The organism is Streptomyces sp. R-74717 (genome assembly GCF_047305335.1).
GTDB lineage: Bacteria > Actinomycetota > Actinomycetes > Streptomycetales > Streptomycetaceae > Streptomyces > Streptomyces atratus.
On sequence record NZ_CP102361.1, the window covers coordinates 9,682,023 to 9,701,087 of the forward strand.

General features: G+C 68.8%; 18 protein-coding genes and 5 pseudogenes. 14 read left to right on the plus strand and 9 right to left on the minus strand.

All coding sequences use genetic code 11. The features are described 5' to 3' along the window. Window positions 1-170 precede the first annotated feature (170 nt). The 3 genes and pseudogenes from NRF20_RS44020 to NRF20_RS44030 all read right to left on the minus strand — a co-directional run bounded on the left by NRF20_RS44020 (window position 171) and on the right by NRF20_RS44030 (window position 1,993). Complete coding sequence (locus NRF20_RS44020; RefSeq protein ID WP_413754689.1) at window positions 171-779, minus strand: transposase; 609 nt, start codon at window positions 777-779, stop codon at window positions 171-173. A 9-nt stretch (window positions 780-788) separates the two neighbouring features. Further along, window positions 789-1,074: pseudogene (locus NRF20_RS44025) on the minus strand (transposase); the annotation flags it as partial. Between the two features lie 490 nt (window positions 1,075-1,564). Then, on the minus strand, window positions 1,565-1,993 hold the full coding sequence (locus tag NRF20_RS44030) for an SRPBCC family protein (protein WP_398635184.1): 429 nt from the start codon (window positions 1,991-1,993) through the stop codon (window positions 1,565-1,567). Between the two features lie 308 nt (window positions 1,994-2,301). On the opposite strand from NRF20_RS44030, the gene NRF20_RS44035 reads away from it, so the two are divergent. Together NRF20_RS44035 and NRF20_RS44040 are read left to right on the plus strand one after the other, a co-directional pair. Further along, a complete protein-coding gene (locus tag NRF20_RS44035; RefSeq protein ID WP_398635183.1) occupies window positions 2,302-2,601 on the plus strand; it encodes a transposase in 300 nt (99 codons plus the stop codon). A 670-nt stretch (window positions 2,602-3,271) separates the two neighbouring features. After that, window positions 3,272-3,706: a hypothetical protein gene (locus tag NRF20_RS44040; RefSeq protein WP_398635182.1), complete on the plus strand. Its 435-nt coding sequence runs from the start codon at window positions 3,272-3,274 to the stop codon at window positions 3,704-3,706. A gap of 151 nt (window positions 3,707-3,857) precedes the next feature. Here NRF20_RS44040 and NRF20_RS44045 read toward each other — a convergent pair whose 3' ends face one another. After that, a complete protein-coding gene (locus NRF20_RS44045; protein WP_413754364.1) occupies window positions 3,858-5,105 on the minus strand; it encodes a saccharopine dehydrogenase family protein in 1,248 nt (415 codons plus the stop codon). A 137-nt stretch (window positions 5,106-5,242) separates the two neighbouring features. Here NRF20_RS44045 and NRF20_RS44050 point away from each other — a divergent pair, with 137 nt between their 5' ends. The 3 genes from NRF20_RS44050 (at window position 5,243) to NRF20_RS44060 (ending at window position 9,184) form a co-directional block, all read left to right on the plus strand. Further along, complete coding sequence (locus NRF20_RS44050; RefSeq protein ID WP_398635180.1) at window positions 5,243-5,956, plus strand: TetR/AcrR family transcriptional regulator; 714 nt, start codon at window positions 5,243-5,245, stop codon at window positions 5,954-5,956. A gap of 272 nt (window positions 5,957-6,228) precedes the next feature. Further along, a complete protein-coding gene (locus NRF20_RS44055) occupies window positions 6,229-7,620 on the plus strand; it encodes an IS4 family transposase (RefSeq protein ID WP_398635179.1) in 1,392 nt (463 codons plus the stop codon). A 430-nt stretch (window positions 7,621-8,050) separates the two neighbouring features. Beyond that, window positions 8,051-9,184 carry an IS630 family transposase gene (locus NRF20_RS44060; RefSeq protein WP_413754365.1) on the plus strand — a complete coding sequence of 378 codons (1,134 nt, stop codon included), beginning with the start codon at window positions 8,051-8,053 and terminating at the stop codon, window positions 9,182-9,184. Between the two features lie 220 nt (window positions 9,185-9,404). Here NRF20_RS44060 and NRF20_RS44065 read toward each other — a convergent pair whose 3' ends face one another. Further along, window positions 9,405-9,782, minus strand: coding sequence for a peptidoglycan-binding protein (locus tag NRF20_RS44065; protein ID WP_398634426.1), 378 nt, complete (start codon window positions 9,780-9,782; stop codon window positions 9,405-9,407). Window positions 9,783-10,055: 273 nt separating this feature from the next. Here NRF20_RS44065 and NRF20_RS44070 point away from each other — a divergent pair, with 273 nt between their 5' ends. After that, window positions 10,056-10,241: a hypothetical protein gene (locus tag NRF20_RS44070; RefSeq protein ID WP_398634452.1), complete on the plus strand. Its 186-nt coding sequence runs from the start codon at window positions 10,056-10,058 to the stop codon at window positions 10,239-10,241. Between the two features lie 106 nt (window positions 10,242-10,347). Here NRF20_RS44070 and NRF20_RS44075 read toward each other — a convergent pair. Further along, window positions 10,348-10,701, minus strand: a pseudogene (locus tag NRF20_RS44075) (DUF6086 family protein); the annotation flags it as partial. Between the two features lie 627 nt (window positions 10,702-11,328). Between NRF20_RS44075 and NRF20_RS44080 the strand changes: the two are divergent. Next, window positions 11,329-11,583 carry a DUF6332 family protein gene (locus NRF20_RS44080; RefSeq protein ID WP_356482143.1) on the plus strand — a complete coding sequence of 85 codons (255 nt, stop codon included), beginning with the start codon at window positions 11,329-11,331 and terminating at the stop codon, window positions 11,581-11,583. A gap of 43 nt (window positions 11,584-11,626) precedes the next feature. Next, a protein-coding gene (locus tag NRF20_RS44085) for an IS5 family transposase (protein WP_398634449.1) occupies window positions 11,627-12,426 on the plus strand; the annotation gives its coding sequence in 2 pieces (ribosomal slippage) (window positions 11,627-11,966 and window positions 11,966-12,426; 801 coding nt in all). 183 nt (window positions 12,427-12,609) lie between these two features. On the opposite strand, the gene NRF20_RS44090 is transcribed toward NRF20_RS44085, so the two are convergent. Both NRF20_RS44090 and NRF20_RS44095 read right to left on the minus strand, forming a co-directional pair. Beyond that, window positions 12,610-13,614, minus strand: coding sequence for a zinc-binding dehydrogenase (locus tag NRF20_RS44090; RefSeq protein WP_413754366.1), 1,005 nt, complete (start codon window positions 13,612-13,614; stop codon window positions 12,610-12,612). Window positions 13,615-13,757: 143 nt separating this feature from the next. Continuing rightward, a complete protein-coding gene (locus tag NRF20_RS44095; protein ID WP_398634428.1) occupies window positions 13,758-14,690 on the minus strand; it encodes an NAD(P)H-binding protein in 933 nt (310 codons plus the stop codon). Window positions 14,691-14,742: 52 nt separating this feature from the next. Between NRF20_RS44095 and NRF20_RS44100 the strand changes: the two are divergent. The 3 genes and pseudogenes from NRF20_RS44100 to NRF20_RS44110 form a co-directional block, all read left to right on the plus strand. Further along, a pseudogene (locus tag NRF20_RS44100) lies at window positions 14,743-14,982 on the plus strand (replication-relaxation family protein); the annotation flags it as partial. Between the two features lie 118 nt (window positions 14,983-15,100). Beyond that, complete coding sequence (locus tag NRF20_RS44105; RefSeq protein ID WP_398634429.1) at window positions 15,101-15,448, plus strand: hypothetical protein; 348 nt, start codon at window positions 15,101-15,103, stop codon at window positions 15,446-15,448. A 127-nt stretch (window positions 15,449-15,575) separates the two neighbouring features. Next, window positions 15,576-16,217, plus strand: coding sequence for a DUF402 domain-containing protein (locus NRF20_RS44110; protein ID WP_398634430.1), 642 nt, complete (start codon window positions 15,576-15,578; stop codon window positions 16,215-16,217). A gap of 27 nt (window positions 16,218-16,244) precedes the next feature. Here NRF20_RS44110 and NRF20_RS44115 read toward each other — a convergent pair. After that, window positions 16,245-16,425, minus strand: a pseudogene (locus NRF20_RS44115) (HAD family hydrolase); the annotation flags it as partial. A gap of 79 nt (window positions 16,426-16,504) precedes the next feature. On the opposite strand from NRF20_RS44115, the gene NRF20_RS44120 reads away from it, so the two are divergent. The 3 genes and pseudogenes from NRF20_RS44120 to NRF20_RS44130 all read left to right on the plus strand — a co-directional run. Then, entirely contained in the window at window positions 16,505-17,038 is a 534-nt protein-coding gene (locus NRF20_RS44120) for a hypothetical protein (RefSeq protein WP_398634431.1), read from the plus strand. Between the two features lie 632 nt (window positions 17,039-17,670). Beyond that, window positions 17,671-18,126: a hypothetical protein gene (locus NRF20_RS44125; protein ID WP_398634432.1), complete on the plus strand. Its 456-nt coding sequence runs from the start codon at window positions 17,671-17,673 to the stop codon at window positions 18,124-18,126. Then, window positions 18,123-18,749, plus strand: a pseudogene (locus NRF20_RS44130) (site-specific integrase); the annotation flags it as partial. The gene NRF20_RS44125 and the pseudogene NRF20_RS44130, both read left to right, overlap by 4 nt. Between the last annotated feature and the right edge of the window lie 316 nt (window positions 18,750-19,065).

The window sequence follows — 19,065 nt, forward strand, 5'->3', positions numbered from 1 at the left end:
CCATCACGCGAAACGCCAGGTCGGGGGGCGTCCCCACGGACTTCCGATACACGCCCTAGTAGGGCTTGGTCAGGTCGGTGTTGGTGTGGGTATGCCGCGGTGACAGGTGGGGCAGACGCCGGTCCATGTCGCGAGGATGGTCTGTAGCTCGCGGACGACGCGGTAGAGGCTCAGGCCGGCGCCGTTTCTTTTGGGGCTCTGGCCAGTCGCTGCAAAGTGCAGAAGGCATGCGCGACGGAGACGAGGGTGACGTGGTGGTGCCACCCGTTCCAGGTGCGGCCCTCGAAGTGGGCCAGGCCAAGGGCCTGTTTCATCTCGTGGTAGTCGTGTTCGATGCGCCAGCGGAGCTTGGCCAGGCGGACCAGGGTGGTCAGCGGGGTGTCGGTGGGCAGGTCGGAGAGCCAGAACTGGACAGGTTCGCCCTGGTCGGCTGGCCACTCGGCCAGGAGCCAGCACTCGGGTAGTTCCGGGCCGTCGGCGGCCTGCCGGACCTCGCGTCCGGCAGGCCGGATCCGCAAGGCCACGAACCGCGAGTACATCCGCTTGAAGCCGCTGCGGCCGGTGCCGGGCCGGGAGCCCTCACACCATTGCACCGGCTTCGCCGCCCTTCGGCCGGCGGCCATGACCAGCTGTTTCACCGACTGCGCCTTGTCCGGGTACTTCGCAGCCGGTGGGCGTCCGGTCCCGGAGTACGGCTCGGCCACCGGCGTGGCTTCGCCGGGCTGGGCCGACATGGTGGTCGAGATGCCCACCACGTAGTTGAGGCCACGGGCCTGCAGGCCGAGGCACCGCTTGCGTTCGCCGGTGGTCTCGTCGACGTGCTTGTCGTTCACCCTCGGAGCCTTCACCTCGATCACGCCGGCGGCGGTGGTGACCTTCCTGGGCTGGTGGTAGCCGTTGCGGACCAGCAGGCGCCGCCCCACCTCGTCCCGCTCGTGGGCCAACTCGGCGATATAGGTGTTGACTTCTACTTCCAGAGCGGCGGCCAGCATCCGCCTTGCGCCCTCCCGGACGATCTCGTCCAGCAGGGAGCCTTCTCGCGCCAGTGCCGTCATCGCTGACTGCTGTGAGCACAGGGCGTGCCCTCCCGACCGACGCTGCAACGTCGGCCTTGCTCGGTGACCTATCGATCAATCACCCGGGAAGGTACGCCCTCCCGAGCCGATCCACAGGATCTGAGCATTCCTCATTGCTCGCAGACCACCAGGTCAGCGCGCTGCCCTATGAACACGAGCCGCGAGAACTTCAGCCGGGAAGCGGACCGGAGCGCCGGGGAAGGGTGCCAACCCTGTAAGGGTCGGGGCGCGCCGGGCCACCGCCCGTAACCCGATCCTCACGCCGGCCCGGCCCGCGCGCATCTGGATCAGCCGGATGCGCCGACCAGCTCCAACGGCCGGCCAGCTGCCGCTTCCGTGGCCCTGTGCCGCGGCGTGGCTACTCGGCGGTGCGGTCGGGGTTCGGTGAGCTCGGGCGGGAAGTTCCGTTCCAGGACTTCCGCCCAGTGGTGCAGGACGACGAAGCCGGTGGTGTCGGCCTGTACCCGAACACGACCATCGCATCGGGATTAATGCCGGCTCTCCAGCAGGTCCTTGAACTTCTCCAGGTCGGTCCGGACTGTGTCCTCGATCGCATGGACCTGGGCGAATCCCTTCGGGCCGCCGAAGGTCGCCCGCACGGTGTCCGGGTCGTACTCCAGCCGGACTTGCAGCTGGGTGTGCTTGTCGTCCAGCGGGTTCACGGCGAAGGCGGCCTTCAGCTCCGGGCTGTCCACCGTCCAATCCATCACCTGGCCCTTACCACGATCGGCAATGCGAGTCTCGAAAGCCTGCTCGCCGTCCCCGATCTGGACGTCGAGATGGGCTCGGCTGCTGCCATGCGCAGCGGCGCTCTTCACTCCCTCCATGAACATCGGGTACTCATCGATGCGGTGCAGCTGCGCCCAGACCTCCTGCGCCGGGACATCGACGTTGACCTGTTCTTCGAGCCTGCTCATCGAGAACCTCACTTTCCGGCCCGGCCGCCCGGGCCATCGCTACCTCCAGCCTGCTCTGCTCCTCGCCCCCCGGCCACCCAGCCCGGTTCTGGCTCAAGTTCAGCGATCCGATCACGCTCCGTGAGCACGGGGGCTTGTTACAGCGAGACGGGACACCGGGGCCGAGAGCGATCTCCGAATCCGGTGACAGCGACAGGCTGTCCCTCTTACCGGTGACAACTATCGTGTCCCGTCGCAGGACTGAAGCTTCCCGTTGATCGTGGGCACCTGGAGACTGGGACATGAGGTTCCAGAGGAAGTAGCACCAGGTGGGAAGTAAGTACACGAAGCGGTACACCGCGGAGTTACAACGGGACGCGATCGCGCTCGTGGACTCCACGGGCCGCACGGTCAGCGAGATCGCCCGGGAACTCGGGGTCAGCCCGGAGTCCCTACGTAACTGGTATCGCCAGGCGAAGGCGGATCGCGGCGAGGGCCGGCCCGGCGAGCTGACCACGGCGGAACGGGAGGAGCTCAAGCGGCTGCGCAGGCAGAACGCGGAGCAAGCCAAGACGATCGAGGTGCTGCGAAAGGCTGCGGTCTTCCTCGCGAAGGAGAGCGACCGATGAGCGAGGTGTACGCGTTCATCGAGGCCGAGAAGACCACCCACGGCGTCGCTTTCCTGTGCCGGCTGCTGAAAGTGGCCCGCTCCTCCTTCCTGGCGGCGAGGAGTGTTGCCTTTCGCGCCCTCACGGTAGGACGTGACCTCCCAGCCGTTGTCCTTGAGGTGCTGGTGCAGCCGGCGGAGGCCGGAGACGGCCCGGCTCGCGGGCACGTGGAGTCTGCCGCCACAGGTGCTGGCGGCGACCGTGGTTCTGCAGAGCCTGCAGGGGCTGTCGGACTTCCTGGGTGGCCACCCAGGACACGGTCACCCAGATCACCTCCGCGGTCCGCCGGGTGATCCGGGAGGTCCCCGATGCCGGGGAGACTGTAGTCGTGCGCGCGGCACCACCGTGCCACGGCGGACCGTACAGGACCACTCCCTGCGGTCGCTCCCCACATGCTCGGGTCGGAACCGATGACTCAGGCGGGACGCGGCGATGTCGCCGACGGTTCCGTTCGGTGCGGGCACCGGGGCAGGTGAGACCACCCCGGTGCCGCCAGCCCACCTCTGCCGCGGTGGCAGCGCGTCTCACCGGACCGTCACGTTGAAGACCGGCGAGGCCGTGGTGCCGCTGACGATACGCCCCTCAGGCTGCTGTGGCCGCACCTCACCGGCCCGGCGCGAAGGAACTGACGATGGCCTCGTACGCAAAAGACCCCCGCTGCATCGCTATGGCCGACGCCCTGGTGCCGCTGCTACGCCGCACCTGCCCCGAGAACGGCGGCGGCTACGGCGGTTCGTACCAGGTGAACCTGGACGATGAAGAGGCCGTCGGGTTGGGCGGAGTGGAGCTGATCCGGGCCGCGATGCGTAAAGCAGCCCGGAAGCTCGGCTGGAAGGCCACCACGATCGGGATGATCGGCACACGACACGGGACCATGGTCGTCGTCTCGGACACCCGCGAGGTGCCCGAGGAGCACAGCACCGTTATCAACGACGCCATGAACGACCGGATGCGCGCCGCGCTGCACAAGGTATGGGGCGAGCCGGGCCCGGCGCCCGTGCAACGCGGCTCGGTGACCCTGATGACGCAGGAGTTGCGCGCCGCCGTCGCCCAGACCAGCGTCTGACCGCCCCGGCCGCCGATGGACGGGGCGAGGGGTACAAGCACTCCCCTTGCAGGGGAGGAACCGCCGGTGCTCCTGGCCGACGCCGACAACTGGGAGTACCCCGAAAGCGGCGAGTGGATCGGCTGTCTGACGCTCTCACCGAGAAGGGACGTCAGATCCCCTGGTGAGCCGAGGACGGTTTCTGCTCCCGCATGCCCCACGGAGAGCCATACGCGCTGAGCAGGTCCAGGAAGGGGCGGGCGGGGAAGGCCTCCGGGCCGAGGACTCCCGAGCCGGTCCACGCGCCCGTGGCCAGGAGTTCGAGGGCGACGACCGGGTTGACGGCCGTCTGCCACACCACCGCCTGGGAGCCGTACTCGGCCATCGACCACTGGTTGTCGACCACGTGGTAGAGGTAGACCTCGCGCGGCGCGCCGTCCTTGGTGCCGCGCACCCAGGTGCCCGCGCAGGTCTTGCCGTGCATGCGCTCGCCCAGCGTCGCCGGGTCCGGCAGGCAGGCGGCCACGACGTCGCGGGGCGACACACCCACCGGGCCCGCAGCGCTCGGCACGGTCACCAGATTGGTGCGGTCCAGGCCCAGGAGGTGCAGTGTCCTGAGGGTCTGGATGAACTCCTCGCCCAGGCCGTACTTGAAGGTCACGCGGCGTGCGTCGATCCAACGGGGGACAAGCAGCACCTCCTCGTGCTCCACGTTCACGCACTCGACCGGGCCGATGCCCTCGGGGAAGTCGAAGACCTCAGGCTCGCTGAAGGGCGCGGTGGTGAACCAGCCGCGGTCCGCCTCGTAGACGACCGGCGGATTGAGGCACTCCTCGATGGTGGTCCAGATGCTGAAGGAGGGTGCGAACTCGTAGCCGTCGACGGTGAGGTTCGCGCCGTCGCGGATGCCGATCTCCTCGATCTCGTCGAAGAGTTCGTCGGCCGCGTACCGCGCGAAGACATCGGACAGCCCCGGCTCCACGCCCATGCCGACGAGGGCCAGCGCGCCCGCCTTCTCCCAGTCGGCGGCCTGCGCGAACTGCGTGTCGCCGAGCATGACCCCGCACTCCTCGTACGGCCGCTCGGGGTGCGGGCGCGACAGAGACATCGCCATGTCGAGGTAGGTCGCGCCGGTCGCGAGCGCCGCCTGGAAGAGGGGCATCACGAACCGCGGGTCGGTGGCATTGAGCAGGACGTCGCAACCGTACCGAGTCAGCAGCGCCGTCACCGCCGCCTGATCGGACGCGTCGACGTGCTCGGCACGGAAGCGGCCCGCGGCGCCCGCGAGGGCAGCGACCGCCGCCTCGGCCCGGCTCAGGTCGTAGTCGGCCACGACCATCTCGTCGAAGAACGAGCGCCGGGCCGCGATCCGGGTGATCGCGGTGCCCACACCGCCGGCTCCCACAAGCAGAACACGCATGACACGGACTTCCTCTCTGTGGAGATGGGGCGTGCCCGCGCGGACCGGAGGTGCGGCGCCCCTGCCGGGAGATCCAACGCCGCGTGCTCGGGTAAGGTCAATGGCGTTGGCATAAGGGGCGGGGCGAGTAGGCGGCTGTGGCAAAAGCGGTGGTGCCCGAGGAGAAACGGCGACGCCGCCGTCCCACCAGGAGCGGCACCGTGCTGTCCGAGCAACTGATCATCGAGACCGCCCTGCGGATGCTGCGTGAGCACGGCAGCGCGGGACTCACCGCCCGCCGTCTCGGCCTGGCCCTGGACGCCGACCCCAGCACCCTCTACCGGTACTTCCGCGGTATGGACGATCTGACCCTCGCCATCGGTGACGCCCTCATCGGGCAGGCCCTGCAAGGCTGGCGACCCACGGGGGAGTGGCGGTCGGATCTGCGCGGCCTCGGGCTGCGCATCCACGCCGTGTACCTCGGGCATCCGCAGGCGGCACTGCTGACCGCGAACCGGGTCACCGGCCGGGCGCACGAGCTGGCGGCCGACGAGGCCATCCTTGACGTACTCCGCACGGCGGGGTTCCCGCTGCGGGACACGGTACGGATCTACCACGCCTTCATCGACCAGACCCTGGCCTTCGCCGCGCTCGACGCCGCTTCGCTGGCCCTGCCACGCGAAAGCCTCAGCGCCGACGAGGACATGTGGCGCTCGACGTATGCCCGCCTGCCGCGCACCACACACCCCCGGATCGCCGAGGCGGCGCCCCTCCTGGCGACCCGCATGGTCGACAGCGCCTATCCCGCGGCCCTGGAGATGCTGCTGGACGGCGCCGCAGCGCAGTGGGAAACACTGCGCGCCCGGCGATAGAGGATCGCCCGGGGGCGTCGCCGCGCTCGACGAGATCCTGTTCGTCGGCCGCCAGGCCCGCATCCACGTCCTCATGGAAAACCACCCCGCCCACTGGCGCCTGCGGCCTGGAAGCGTACGAGCAGTTCGCCACCGCGTCCTGGCGCGCTGCACCACCAATACCTGGGACAGGCTCGCCCCGATGGCTGGCCCCCTCCCCAGGCCAATGCAGTTGCTTTTGGGGTGCAGAGGACGTTGCCTCGGGTGTGACGGGGTGGGGAGCAGGGCAGCGGGTGCGGATCGGGATTCTGACGAAGGTGTTCACCGCCGAGCTGGTCGACGCGGCGATAGCCAAGCACAGCCGGGCTGAGCGGCGGCGCCGCCTCCTACCAGCGCGATTAGTCGTGTACTTCGTCCTGGCCCTATGTCTGTTCGCCCGGGAGTCGTACGAGGAGGTGCTGCGCGTGCTGACCAGCGGCATACCGGGAAGCCGGGCCCTGGCCAGGGTGAACAGGTCCTCGTTATGCCGAGCGCGGTCCCGGCTCGGTGAGGACGTGCTGGAGACCCTGTTCAGAGAGGTGGCCGGTCCACTCGCCACCCCGGACACGCCCGGAGCATGGTGGCGCGGGCTACGGCTGCTTGCTCTGGACGGCACCCAGTTCGACCTTCCCGACTCGGTGAGCAACGGCGACACCTTCGATGGCCCCTCCACCACGGGCGGCCTCCCCTTCGGATTCCCCCAGGTGAGGGCCGTGGTCCTCGCGGAGATCGGAACACACGGAGTGCTCGATGCCCGCCTCGGCGGCTACCGCGACGGCGAACGCAGCCTTGCCTACCCGCTGGCCGGCTCCACCGGTCCTGGTGACCTGGTGATCGCTGACCGCGGCTTCTGGTCCGTCGAGTGCGCGCACGCCTTCTCCATGACGGGCGCGGATCTGCTCGTGAGACTCCAGTCCAACCACCTCGGCACCCTCCAGGAGGAGCTTCGCGACGGCTCGTACCTGTCGATGGCTCGTCCGGGCAAGGATGTCCGGCTCCGAGCCGCGCGGGAGGGCCGGACCTTACCCAAGCACACGATCTACCGCGTCATCACCTTCACGAAGGACGACAAGGTCGCCTTCCTCGGCACGACACTGCTGGACCCCGAGCAGTACCCGGCGGCCGAGCTGGTCGCGCTCTACCGGGAACGTTGGGAGATTGAGCTGGCCTTCGACGAGATCAAGAACCACCTCGGCCCCGGCGGACCGATCCGGTCCCGCACACCGGAAGGCGTTCGGCAGGAGCTGTGGGCCTACCTTGCCGTCCACCACGCGATCCGCCGGTTCGCTCACGCCGCAGCCCTCGCCGGCCCCGCCGTCGACGCGGACCGGGTCTCCTACCTCAAGTGCGTTCGCATCATCCGCCGAAGCGTTCCGTCCCAGCTCGGAGCCACCGCCGCCAAGCTCACCCGCTCCTTGGCCGAGGTCAGGCAAGAGGCACGCAGCCGCTTGCTCCCGGCTCGCCGGAACAGGAACTGCCCACGAGCGATCAAGAAGCCCAACCGATGGCCCGTACACCGGACCCGCGCCAAACGAGGGGCTGTCGAGCCGGGCCGCTGGGCCCTCAACCAGAGCAAGAAGCCCAAGAGCAATCGACGGGCGGGGAGGCCTGTGCTCAAGTCGTCCCCTACCCCGTCACCGCCCTAAAGCGGGCGTGGTGTGTTGGTGAGTTCACAGCTACGCGCTACGAAGATGCACCCGCGCGCCCTTGGAAGCTACGCGCGTAGACAGTACGTTCCCTAGCGTGCAGCACAGCAACACCTCGTACGGGCTCTGACACCGAGAGGATCTTCCATGGCCCGCTGTTCCTCGTGCGAACGAGACAAGGGAAAGTGCCGCAACTGTAAGGGGACAGGGCGAGTTGATGGCTTCATCAACACCCGGTGCGACGTCTGCGATGGAGGCGGCGTGTGCAGTTCCTGTGGGGGCGATGGGTACATCGGCCTCTTCGACAGCCCGCCCAAGGAGAAGAAGCGGCGCTGGATCTAACTAGTGCCGGATCAGGCAACGTTTGCCCTGTTGTGATGTGACGCGCCGTCCGGGTGTTGTGGTGGAGCGTGGGCGTCATTCTGTCCGGGTGGCAGAACGAGTGCGTGTCCGAGAGATCGATGACGATGAGGGGCGGCGGCTGCTGCGGATTATCCGCAGAGGCACCGGGTCGGTGGTGACCTGGCGGCGGGCCCAGATGGTGCTGCTGTCCGCGCAGGGCATGGCGGTGGCGAAGATCGCTGAGGTGTCGTTCACCAGCGACGACCGGGTCCGGGACGTGATCCACAACTTCAATGCCGACGGCTTCGACTCTCTCTATCCGAAGTACTCCGGTGGTCGGCCGAAGACGTTCACGCTGCCGGAGCGCCGTGAGATCAAGAAGATTGCGAAGTCCAAGCCCACCGAGCACGACCTGCCGTTCTCGACCTGGAGCCTGTCCAAGCTGGCGGACTTCCTGGTCGCCGAGGGGGTGGTCGACGACATCAGCCACGAGGGCCTGCGCATCCTGCTCCGCGAGGAGGGAGTCTCCTTTCAACGCCTGAAGACCTGGAAGACCTCCCGCGATCCGGACTACGCGGCCAAGAAAGCGTGCGTCGAGCACCTGTACGCCATCGCCGACGGCGAGGTCATACCCGAGGACGGCGAACCCGAAGTCATCTTCTGCATGGACGAGTTCGGGCCGCTCAACCTGATGCCCTACCCGGGCCGGCAGTGGGCCGAGCGCGGCGGCAGGCACAAGGACCCAGATCGCGAACCGCGCCGACGGCGGCGAGCGACCTACAACCGTTACGGCGGGGTGCGGCACCTGTTCGCCGCTCTGGATCTTTCCAAGGACAAGCTCTACGGCCACATCAAACCGGTCAAGCGGCGCACCCAGTTCCTGGAGTTCTGCCGCTGCCTGCGCAGCCTCTACCCGGCCGACGTCAGGATTTCGATCGTGGCCGACAACTTCTCCCCACACCTGACCACGAAAAGGTGTCAACGGGTCGGTATCTGGGCTGCCGCGAACAACGTCGAGATCGCCTACACACCGACCAACAGCTCCTGGCTCAACCGCATCGAGGCCCAGTTCACGGCCCTGCGTTACTTCACCCTGGACGGCACGGACCACGCCGACCACAAAGAACAGGGCAGCATGATCCGCCGCTACATCATCTGGCGAAACCGCCATGCCAACGACCAGCACCTACAAGCCGTCGTCGACAGGGCAAACGTTGCCTGATCCGGCACTAGCCGCCGCGGTCCGGTACTCATGGTGTGCCGCCACGAGTACCGGACCTTGGTCGGCCTCGGGACCAATGGAACCGTGGTTGGCGCTGAGATTGATCATGGGAGTGCGGGCTGCACACGCTCAGCCGCTCGCACAGCATGTCGCACGACGCGCCGCCCGGATCGATTCCGGACGGCGCGTCACAACAGAGCGAACGTTGCTTGGTACGGCGCTAGGCCCGAAGGTGCCCCCAGGTAGTCGCGCCGACGATGCCGTCGGCGCGAATCTTTTCCGCAGTCTGGAAGCGCTTCACGGCGGACTCCGTGGCAGCTCCGAAGTAGCCGTCCACGCCGGTGGAGCCCACCGAGTAGCCGTGGTAGATCAGCAGCGCCTGGAGCTCCTTCACCTTCGCACCGGAGTCGCCGCGGTCCGTGTAGGCGTTGCTGAGGTCGTAGCCGCAGTAGGTCCCCGTGTCGACGCTTCCCCGGCAGTTCACCGCCGCCGCAGTCGGTGCTTGAGCAGTGGCGGGTGTGGCCAGAGCCGCACTGGCGGAGCCGACCGGGAGCAGGGCCGCGGCCAGCACGGCGGACGCGAGCAGGGAAAGTCTCATGCGCTGACGCAATCTGAGAGCCTTTCGAACGGGGCGGGGCAGCCCGCCCGCTGGATCGGTTGAGCGTGAATGTATCTCTGTACCGGCTGTCAGGGCAGAGCGCACTACGGCGCGCGGGGGAGCGTGTGGAGCCCGGTCGGGAGCGCCTGGCGCGAGGGCTGAGCGTAAGCCGCGCCGCCCGCAGCATGCAGGCATTCGCCGACTGTCGGCTTGGGGCGATGCCATCCAGACCATGATCGACACCCACACTGCCGCCCCAACCGCTGCCCGGCCGTGTTCAATCTCAGCGCCAACCACGGTTCCATTGATCCGCACGGCGTAAAGCAACTGCATTGCCCTCCCCAGGCCCCCCAGCACTCCGGCCGCGTCCACGTCGTCCGGGGCGGCATCGCCCAGGAGGCGCAGGCGCTGCACCCCACCGACACCGAAGCCCGCGAGTGGGCCACCGACCTGACCTGACCTGAGTCCGGACACACCACGGGCCCGGGGAACATCCCCGGGGCCCATGGGGATCCGAAGCCGTCGGGAACTGAATCTCCTTGAGATGGCCGCTCTCGGCGCACTCGGCCGACTGCCAGTTCACCTCGATGTTCCCTCTCTTCGCCAAGGCCAGCACCGTGGCAACGAACCCTTCGGACAGGGTGGCCATGACGGCGTGCCTCATTTTGCTGTGCCAGGCGAGCAGGGCGTCGACGAACGCTGTAAATGCGATGGGGTCGATCTGACACTCGTCGGCCTCCATGGGCCCGATGCCGGATGGCAGACCCACTTCGGCTTGATAGACGGTGACCTGGCTCATGAACAGTCGGGAGGCTCCGTTGGACGGGTTCCACAGGGTTTGGTCGCCGATGTCGTAGTACTGGCTCACGTCAGCCTCTCCCTGCTGATCGTAAGGGTCAGCGTAGTACGCATCTGACATTGCGGTCAGTCAGCCCTCCACGGAAAGTGAGCCAGAACCAAACGGGTTCTGGCACACATTCCGTGAGCAATCTGGAGTCCGGCTTCGCCGAAGGCCGGTGACGCGTGGTCCACGCAACTCACCTGACGCGCGCTTCCTGCTGGCGGGAGCTGGCAAGACCTCTCATGGAGAATCAGTTACGGTTCTGGCTCAACTTCTGCGGCGGCGGCGATTGAGGTGAGTCGGCCAGGCTGGCGCGCTGAGGAAAACTGCATGTCAGGGCTACAGCCGTCGTGTTGCGACTGCCAGGGTTCCGGCAGCAGCAGCGGCGATGGCCTCTGGGCGCGCCCTCCGACAAAGCGATCGTCGACGATGTCACCCGCGGTAAGCGCGTTGTCGGTACTGGTCGGCCTTCCGTCCTGCCGATCGCCTTGACCGACGGTGTACACCGGGCCGGAGACCCTGATATGGACCTGCGCACGACGTCCTGGACGAGGACGTTGCCCGCCTGTCCCCGGTGCGCCACGTAACCTCAGTTGCCTGGGCCGCTAAGAAGTCATCTCAATTGGTTAGTGCGCCTCGACGAGTGAGAGCCAGGTGCTGTTCGGTCCAGGCGCAATGGCTTGACGGTGATGTGAGACTTGCAGCATGGATATGGGGCGTGAGTCGCGGTGGGAAAAAGACGCAATGACGGTGGAGATCGTTTTTGCTCTGGTGACTGCCGTCGTGCTGGCTGCAGCGGTCTTTGCCGTCGCTCTGGCTCTCGCACTAGCTTTTGGCGTCTCTGGTCCAGCGGGGAAGGGCGCGCTGGTGGGGGGTGCGCTGCTCGGAGCGGCGGCCGGAGTGTGGCGTCTGGTGCGGGTGCTGCGTCGGTTCGACGCGCAGCGCCGTAGAGGTCACTGACTGCGGGCCTCCTCCTTGGGGTCGGTAGCCCGCCGGTGTGGGGATTGTTCAGCGGCTGGTGCCGGATAAGTTGTGGGAGTTGTTCCAGCGTGTGGTGCCGGAGGCACCCTCGCGGCCTCAGGGTGGCGGTCGGCGTCGGCATGGCGACCGTGAGGTGCTGGCGGCGATCGTGTTCGTGGCAACCTCTGGGTGCACGTGGCAGCAGCTGCGCGCCGCGTCGTTCGGGCCGTCCGGGGCTACGGCGCACCGCCGGTTCACTGAGTGGCCGAAGGCCAGGGTGTGGGCGAAGCTGCATCGTCTGATCCTCGACGAACTCGGCTCCCGCGGTGAGCTGGACTGGTCGAGGTGCGCGATCGACTCGGTGAACAGGCGGGCTCTGAAAAGGGGGACCTGACGGGTCCGAATCCTGTCGACCGGGGCAAGTACGGGTCGAAGATCCATCTGATCACCGAGCGGACTGGTCTGCCCCTGTCTGTCGCAATCTCCGGCGCCAACGTCCACGACAGCCAGGCCCTGATCCCACTTGTGAAGGGCATACCTCCGATCCGCTCCCGCCGAGGCCCTCGCCGGCGCCGACCCGGCAAGCTCCACGCCGACAAGGGCTACGACTACCGCCACCTTCGGCAATGGCTCTCGCGACGCGGAATCCGGCACCGGATCGCCCGTAAGGGCATCGAGACTTCCCAGCGGCTCGGACGGCACCGGTGGACCATCGAGCGCACCATGGCCTGGCTTGCCGGCTGCCGCCGACTCCACCGCCGCTACGAACGCAAGGCCGAGCACTTCCTGGCGTTCACCAGCATCGCCTGCACCCTCATCTGCTACCGCAGACTCGCGAAATGAGATGACTTCTAAAGCTTTTCGTCCCTCCACCCCGGCAGGCGGCACCCTGCGGCCTTGCGCGACCTGCGTGCCGCCGAGGCGGAGGAAGAAGAGGACAGCTGACGGGGGCCGACGGACGCGGTCAGCTGCCGCAGGCGCACCCCGCAGCAGCTCGACGCCGCCGCCTCAAGGAGGTAGCGGCGGCTACCAGGGGCGGACGAGGACGAGGCCGACCTTGCCGGGCCGTACCGCGTGCTCAACGGCGTTGGCCAGCTCGCCCAGGCCGTACGTAGCGGCCACGTCGAACTGGTCCTTGAGCCCCAGCGCGATCTGCTTCGCAGTGGCGACGTCGGATGCCCGCCTCTCGGCGGAGGCCTCGGACAGCCACTGGCCGATGTTCTTGCCCCGCAGCGTCAGCGACTTGCTCAGCAGCGTCGACGCATGCAGCGAGATCGGCTCCTCGGCGATCAGCCCGTAACTGACCAGCTTCCCGCCCGGCGTCAACAGGTCCAGAAGGCTCTCCGCCAGCTTCCCGCCGATCGGGTCGAAGGCCACACTTACCGGACGGCCGGCGGCTGCCTTGCGGACCTCGTCGGCCCAACCCGGATGCTCTGTCGATACGACCGGCACGTCCGGGAACCGCTTGCGCAGCTCGGCGGCACCGCGCTCGCTGCGGACGACGTTGACGAGCGCGAGGTTGTGGAACTGCGACACGCCCGTCACCAGCCGCCCGACCGACGAGCCCGCGGCGGTCTGCACCAGAAAACCTTCGTAACCGAAGGCCAGGTGCTCCTGCGCCTCACGGCGGAGCATCACCGTGGTGAGCGGATTCGCCAGCATCTGCGCGGCGACCTCGTCCGACAGCTCGTCCGGTACGGCGACGACCACCTCGGTGTCCGCCACGATCCACTGGGACCACGCGCCCGGGTGGGGGAAGACCGTTACGCGGCCGCCGACCTCGACACCCGGCGCCACGCGCGTTTCCGGGCCGATCGCCTCCACCACGCCGGTGGCTTCCATCCCGGCCGGAACCGGCTGTGCAGCCGTCCCTGGGTGGGCCTCGATGGCCTGGAGATCACCGGGGTGCACCGTGAAGGCCGTGGTGCGGATGAGGACCTGGCCGCGCTCGGGCGCCGGCTCGGGCTCCTCGATGACGGTCAGGACGTCGGCGGGCAACCCGCCACGGGTGTAGACGACACGACGGTTCATGATTCTGCTCCTGCGCGCTGGTGTGTGTGGGGGGCTTGGCCGGGGCGTGAGCCGGGGTTCCTGCAGCAGGTGCTTTCCGCTAAGAGCGCTCCACCGTTCTCGGCCGCCGGCCGTGGCGACGGCCAGGTCGAGGAGTTCGCCGCTCATGGGCCGGTGAACAGGTCGGCGTGCGTCCGGACGAAGTCGGCCACTTCCGAAGGGGGCCGCCCGGTGACCCGCTCCACACCGTCCGCCTTGCGGTCGTACCGGTTCTCAGCATGGAGGCGGGCCATGGTGGAGATGTGCTGGAAGACGTGGTCCGGCAGCCCTAGCGGCCTGAGATCGTGGTCGATCCACTCCTGCAGGGGGACGTCTCGGTAGCCGACGGGCCGGCCCAGGACTGCGGAGACCTGCGCCGCCATGGCGGTGATGCCCTCCGAACGGGGGCCGGTCAGCTCGTAGATCCGCCCGGTATGCGGAGCCGGGTCGGCCAGGACCTCCTCCACGACCGCAGCGACGTCGCCGGCCGCCACCGGGGAGGTCTTCGCCTCGCCGAAGGGCAGCCTGATGGTGCCCGTCCTCGCGATCGAGGAGAAGCCGACGCGGAAGAGCGGGTTCTCCAGGAACACGGTGGGCCTGATCTGGACAACGGGCAGGCCCGACCAGTCGAGGACCTGCTCGACCAGCCACTGCTGCCGCTGCTGGACCGACTCGGAGGTGCGGCTGAGATCCATCTCGGCGACGGTCAGCTGCGACATGTTCACGAACACCTCCAGGCGCCCGTACGCGCGCGCGACGACCGCTGCCGTCAGGGCCGCCTCCAGGTACTGCGCCGACACGCCCATGCCGAAGTACATCCGCCCGCAACCGTCCAGGGCGCCGGCGACCTCGCCCGCACGCGTCAGGTCTGCGACCACGACCTCGGCGCCGGTCGCCCGCAGTGCCCGTGCGCGATCGTCCTCGCGACGTACCGCGGCCCGGACGGGCAGGCCACGTCGCCGAAGGCCCTCGACGACGGAACGTCCGACGGCGCCGACACTGCCCGCGGCGCCGGTCACCAGGACGGGCAGCGCGCTGGCTCCCGGGGGGCGGTCCATAGCGGCAGCCTGCGACGCACACGGCCAGGACGCAACCGGAGCCGTCCACCCGATGACGCGGAGCCGCCCGGCGGAGCTGGGGCTGGCGGAGACGAACGGCAAAGATGGCAAGTACCCGATCTGGAACCTGACCCCGGCGGGGCAGAAGGCTCTGGCCGAAGGCAACGAGCTGCCGCCCCGCCCGAAGGCCGGCACCGGAGCGAAAGCGGTGAGGGCCGGGTTCGGTCCGCACGGCGTCGCGGTGACGGACGCGATCCTCGCCTACGGCGGCCGACGCCATCTGACCGACTGGCAGGTGGAGGTCAACCACGCCACCAAGGAGACCGGCTTGAGGTTCAACACCGACGCTGTCCCTCGCCCTGCCGACCAAGACCAGCGAGGTCCGCCTCTTCGAGATCGACAACGGCACCATGACTCAGGCCCGCCTCGCCAAAGAGATCTGGGACTACGAGCGCTACGCCGGGCACCGCGTCTGGGAAGGTGCCCGCGGCACCAACGGCAGCACGTACCCGTTCTGGCAGCGCCACCGCTACACCCGGTCCGCGACCGTCCCACGGCTGCACGTTGTCCTGGCGGGCAAGGCGGAACACCTGCTCGACAACCGCCGCCAGGCGCTCGCCGCCGATGTACAGGGCATCACCGTCGCAGTCTGGGTGAACACCCTGCACCGGCTCCAGCGCGGCGAGCCCTGGTACGAGATCGGCATCGACGACCCGCACCGCCGTCGCGAGCGTTACCCGGAGCCGGCGGGCCGCTGAGCCTGCGTGTGGCGCAAACTCTCCGCGAGAGGGGCTTGCCCCGTTCCGGCTCGCGCACGGCCACCCGGGCCCTGCGGGACAGGCTTGCCCGGTGCAGCATGCCGGGGTGAGGAACCGAGGTGACCAGATGAGGGTGTTCGACGTCGGCGAGACGGTGGTGCGGCAGGACATGTACCGCGGCCGGGTGTGGAGCGAGCAGGCGCTGCGCGTCCTCGAGGACACCGGCACGGCGCTGGTGACCGCCTGTACGCCCGGGGCTGAAGCGCTGTGGCCGTCGCTGCACGCCAAGGCCCGCGCCGACCGCTCGGTGCGCACCGAGGCGTTCGACGCGATGGCGACGGGGGAGTGGGAGCTGACGCCCGGCCGGTGGCAAGAGACCGAGCTACTCCTGTGGAAGCCGCCCGCGGCGTGGTTCAGCATCAACGCCTTCTTCACCGGCGACGGGTTGCGGAACTGGTATGTCAACTTCGAGCACCCAATGACCCGCACCGATGACGGGTTCGACACCTTCGACCTGACCGTCGACCTCGTCATTGACCCCGACCTGAGCACATGGACGTGGAAGGACGAAGACGAGTACGCCCATGTCCGGCGCCTGGGCATCGTCACCGACTCCGAGCACCAGGCGGTGGAGCTCGCCCGCGCCCAGGTCCTCGCCATGCTTGAGGAGCGGGCCGGGCCGTTCGCGGACGCCGACCGGTGGGCGGCCTGGGGCTGGGATGCAGCCTGGCCGCCGCCGAACCTTCCCCGGCAGCCCTGGGCGGGCTGAACCGGTCGGCCGCGGGCCTGGCTGTCGGAGGTAGTTCTGCTGCCACTCCAACGACGGCATGGACAGCGCGGCCTCGGCGAGGGCCTTCGCCGACGGCGTCTTGAGTGACGCGAGGCTGGTGTCGATCCAGTTCTGGGTGAGGCTGTAGCCCTGTTTCCCGGTACTCCACCGCCTGGACCAGGCATTTGAGCTTGTCCCGGGCGACGACCGGAGGCCGTGCGCTCGCGCAGCGGGGAGGCGAGAGGGCCGGCCGCCTGCGGCAGCCACGGCGCCACGGCAAGGAGCGCGTGCAGGGAGTGCGTGTACAGGTCGACGAAGCCGGGCGCCTCGCCCAGGCCGACGGCGAGGCCGCGCAGCAGGGTCAGCGCGTCCCAGCCGGACAGGCCCCGGTCGCGCATGAACGTGTCGTCGCTCTGCGGGACGGGCAGCGCGCCCAGCCACAGCGCCCAGTAGTTCAGGTTTGCCGCCTCGGCGGTGTCGTCGTCGGCCAGGGCACGGTCGATGAAGTCCAGCAGCGGCTGCGGGTCACCGAGCCGGGACAGAGCGGTCGCGGTGGAGCGGGCGGCGGCCCACTGCGGCGACCAGCTCCGGCGGGCGAGGACATCGCGCCGCCCGTGGAGGGTGTGCGCGGTCCACGCGGCCGCGTCCGGGCTGCGGTGGTAGGAGACGAGGTACAGCGCCTGGCGGTGCAGCAGCACGCCGCCCTCGCCCTGCCGGGCGGCGTGCTCGGTGGTGGCGCGCAGCCGGTTGAAGAACACTGCCCGGTCACCCGTAGCCAGTTGCGGGGAAGGGGCGACCGGCCCGCGACGGGGCCCGGGTAACGGTCCGGCGAGGGCCGGCGGAGTGGTCCCGTTCAGCGCCCAGGCCAGCATGTGCGCGGCGTCCCGGGTGTGCACCCACCCGGCCAGCAGGCGCCGGCCCCATCTCGACCTGGCCATGGCCCCGGGCATTCGGCCGATCTTCGTCCCGTTCGGCGCGTCGGACAGGGCTGCTGCCAGGCCGGGGTCGTTGCCCACCTGCAACGCGTACTCACAGCCATCGCCGTGAACATCGAGCGACTCAGCGGCCGGTCAGTCACCGAGCAAACCCCTTAGCCGAGGCCGCCGACCGCCCTCCAGACCTTTCTGGACCAGCACGGGATCCCCCGCTCGAAGTCCTGGCGAACCCTCGGAGGCTGACCGAGACCATCAAGATCCCCGACTGTGAGGATGAGGCGGCACCGCTCGAGGGTCTGACCCGATCCCCGATTGACGCTTCGGCTGTCCTCACTCGGAATCGTCGGCCTTCCGAGCGGTGCCAATGCGTGTACCGGCCGGAGATCGTGTGCTGCGACGGAGCCCGGCCCGGCTGACGTCCCGCCGCCGGGTCCCCCGGTACGACTTCCCACCCGCCCGGGTGACGCCATCAGTGCAGGAACGATTCTCCAGCGCTCGCGCGCCCGAGCATGAGGGGCATGATTCGTCATCTGCGCCGTACCATCACCTTCTTCGCGGCCGCCGCGGTGGTTGCCGGTCTCGCGGTCACCGCCGCTCCCGCCACGGCCGCCACCTCCCACAGCCCAGTCGGCCGGGCCCCAGCCGCCCGCGACCTCCCGGAGCCGCCTGACGCCGCGAAGGCCCGCGAGCTGCTCGCGGGCCTCGGCGTGGCCGACGAGGCAGCCGGCATCATCTGCGGCACCGATGGCAGATCGGGGCTCACAGTGGGGACGGCCCACGCCAGGGACTGCGCCACAGCACTCCAGGTCGCGAGTGCCTACACGCGGAGCTGGAACAGCGGCGGCGAGGGGGCCACGACCGTCCACGCCGCAGGATCCGTCTGGAGCTGTCGGGAACAGCCGGGTCCGCTGAATCCGTATCAGGAATGCGTCGAGACAGGCGGCACCGGTCGGCGGGTCACCCTGACGTCCTGATCGAGACGCCCGTCGACGCTACGGGCCTGCTGGTCGCAGCGCTCGCGGATGTCGTAACGCTCCAACGGCGCCGGCAGGCGCGGATCTCGGCGTTCGACGAGGAGAGCTCCTTCCTGGACACACTGTCGGAGTATCAGTGGGCCAGGGACGCGGCCGGGCTGGCGCAGGAGACGCTGGACGGTCTGATCAAGCCGGTGATCGAGGTCTGCGAGTTCTACGGCACGGTGCCGTGGCAGCTCTCGTCCCGTGAGGTCGATCGGTACTTCGCCGGGCCGGGGAAGCGGGCTCAGTCGACGATGCGGTACAAGATCGGCAAGAGCGACGGGTACTTCGCGTTCCTGGAGCAGCGGAACGCGGGCGAGATCCTGGGCCGGTTCGGTGCCGCGGCGGAGTCGCCGATCGACCCATTCAACCGGCCACGGCATCGTGGTGACTTCGGGCTGCGGATCCCGCCGTCGCAGGCGGCGATGAAGGCGTTCTTCGGCCGCTGGCGCGAGGACCTGCCCTGGGCGCGGAAGTACCTGGTCGCCTGCCGCGACTACGTGATGACGAACTATCTGTCCGGTGTCCGTGCGGCGGAGCTGTGCGGCGTCTGCATGGGGGATGTCGACGGGGAGCACGGTGTCCGGGTCGCCGGTGTAGATGACCGCGTCCTCGTCGGGAGCCGGAGGCTGGAAGTGGTCGAAGAAGTCGTGCCTAGCGCGAGCTGCTGAGGGGTTGGGACGTGGTCAAGTCGGTGCCGATGAGTCTCCGTGGCATGGATGGAGCGATCGTCGAACACCGTGCTTGGCCACGTCCCAGCCCCGACTTGTCGTGGTCTTCCACCGGACACCCAGCCGCGAGAACGACGCAGCCCTGCGCTTCGGTCCGCCGTCCGGAATGCCCGCAGTGCGGCCACCCCGGGCTGGTAGCCCGCCGTAGTCCCGCACTGTCCAAGTC

Bases quoted from the DNA above. Each gene is read 5' to 3' on its own strand.
- NRF20_RS44030 (WP_398635184.1), bottom strand. From the start codon at position 1,993: ATGAGCAGGCTCGAAGAACAGGTCAACGTCGATGTCCCGGCGCAGGAG.
- NRF20_RS44040 (WP_398635182.1), top strand. From the start codon at position 3,272: ATGGCCTCGTACGCAAAAGACCCCCGCTGCATCGCTATGGCCGACGCC.
- NRF20_RS44045 (WP_413754364.1), bottom strand. From the start codon at position 5,105: ATGCGTGTTCTGCTTGTGGGAGCCGGCGGTGTGGGCACCGCGATCACC.
- NRF20_RS44065 (WP_398634426.1), bottom strand. From the start codon at position 9,782: ATGAGACTTTCCCTGCTCGCGTCCGCCGTGCTGGCCGCGGCCCTGCTC.
- NRF20_RS44080 (WP_356482143.1), top strand. From the start codon at position 11,329: ATGGATATGGGGCGTGAGTCGCGGTGGGAAAAAGACGCAATGACGGTG.
- NRF20_RS44090 (WP_413754366.1), bottom strand. From the start codon at position 13,614: ATGAACCGTCGTGTCGTCTACACCCGTGGCGGGTTGCCCGCCGACGTC.
- NRF20_RS44095 (WP_398634428.1), bottom strand. From the start codon at position 14,690: ATGGACCGCCCCCCGGGAGCCAGCGCGCTGCCCGTCCTGGTGACCGGC.
- NRF20_RS44105 (WP_398634429.1), top strand. From the start codon at position 15,101: ATGACTCAGGCCCGCCTCGCCAAAGAGATCTGGGACTACGAGCGCTAC.
- NRF20_RS44110 (WP_398634430.1), top strand. From the start codon at position 15,576: ATGAGGGTGTTCGACGTCGGCGAGACGGTGGTGCGGCAGGACATGTAC.
- NRF20_RS44125 (WP_398634432.1), top strand. From the start codon at position 17,671: ATGATTCGTCATCTGCGCCGTACCATCACCTTCTTCGCGGCCGCCGCG.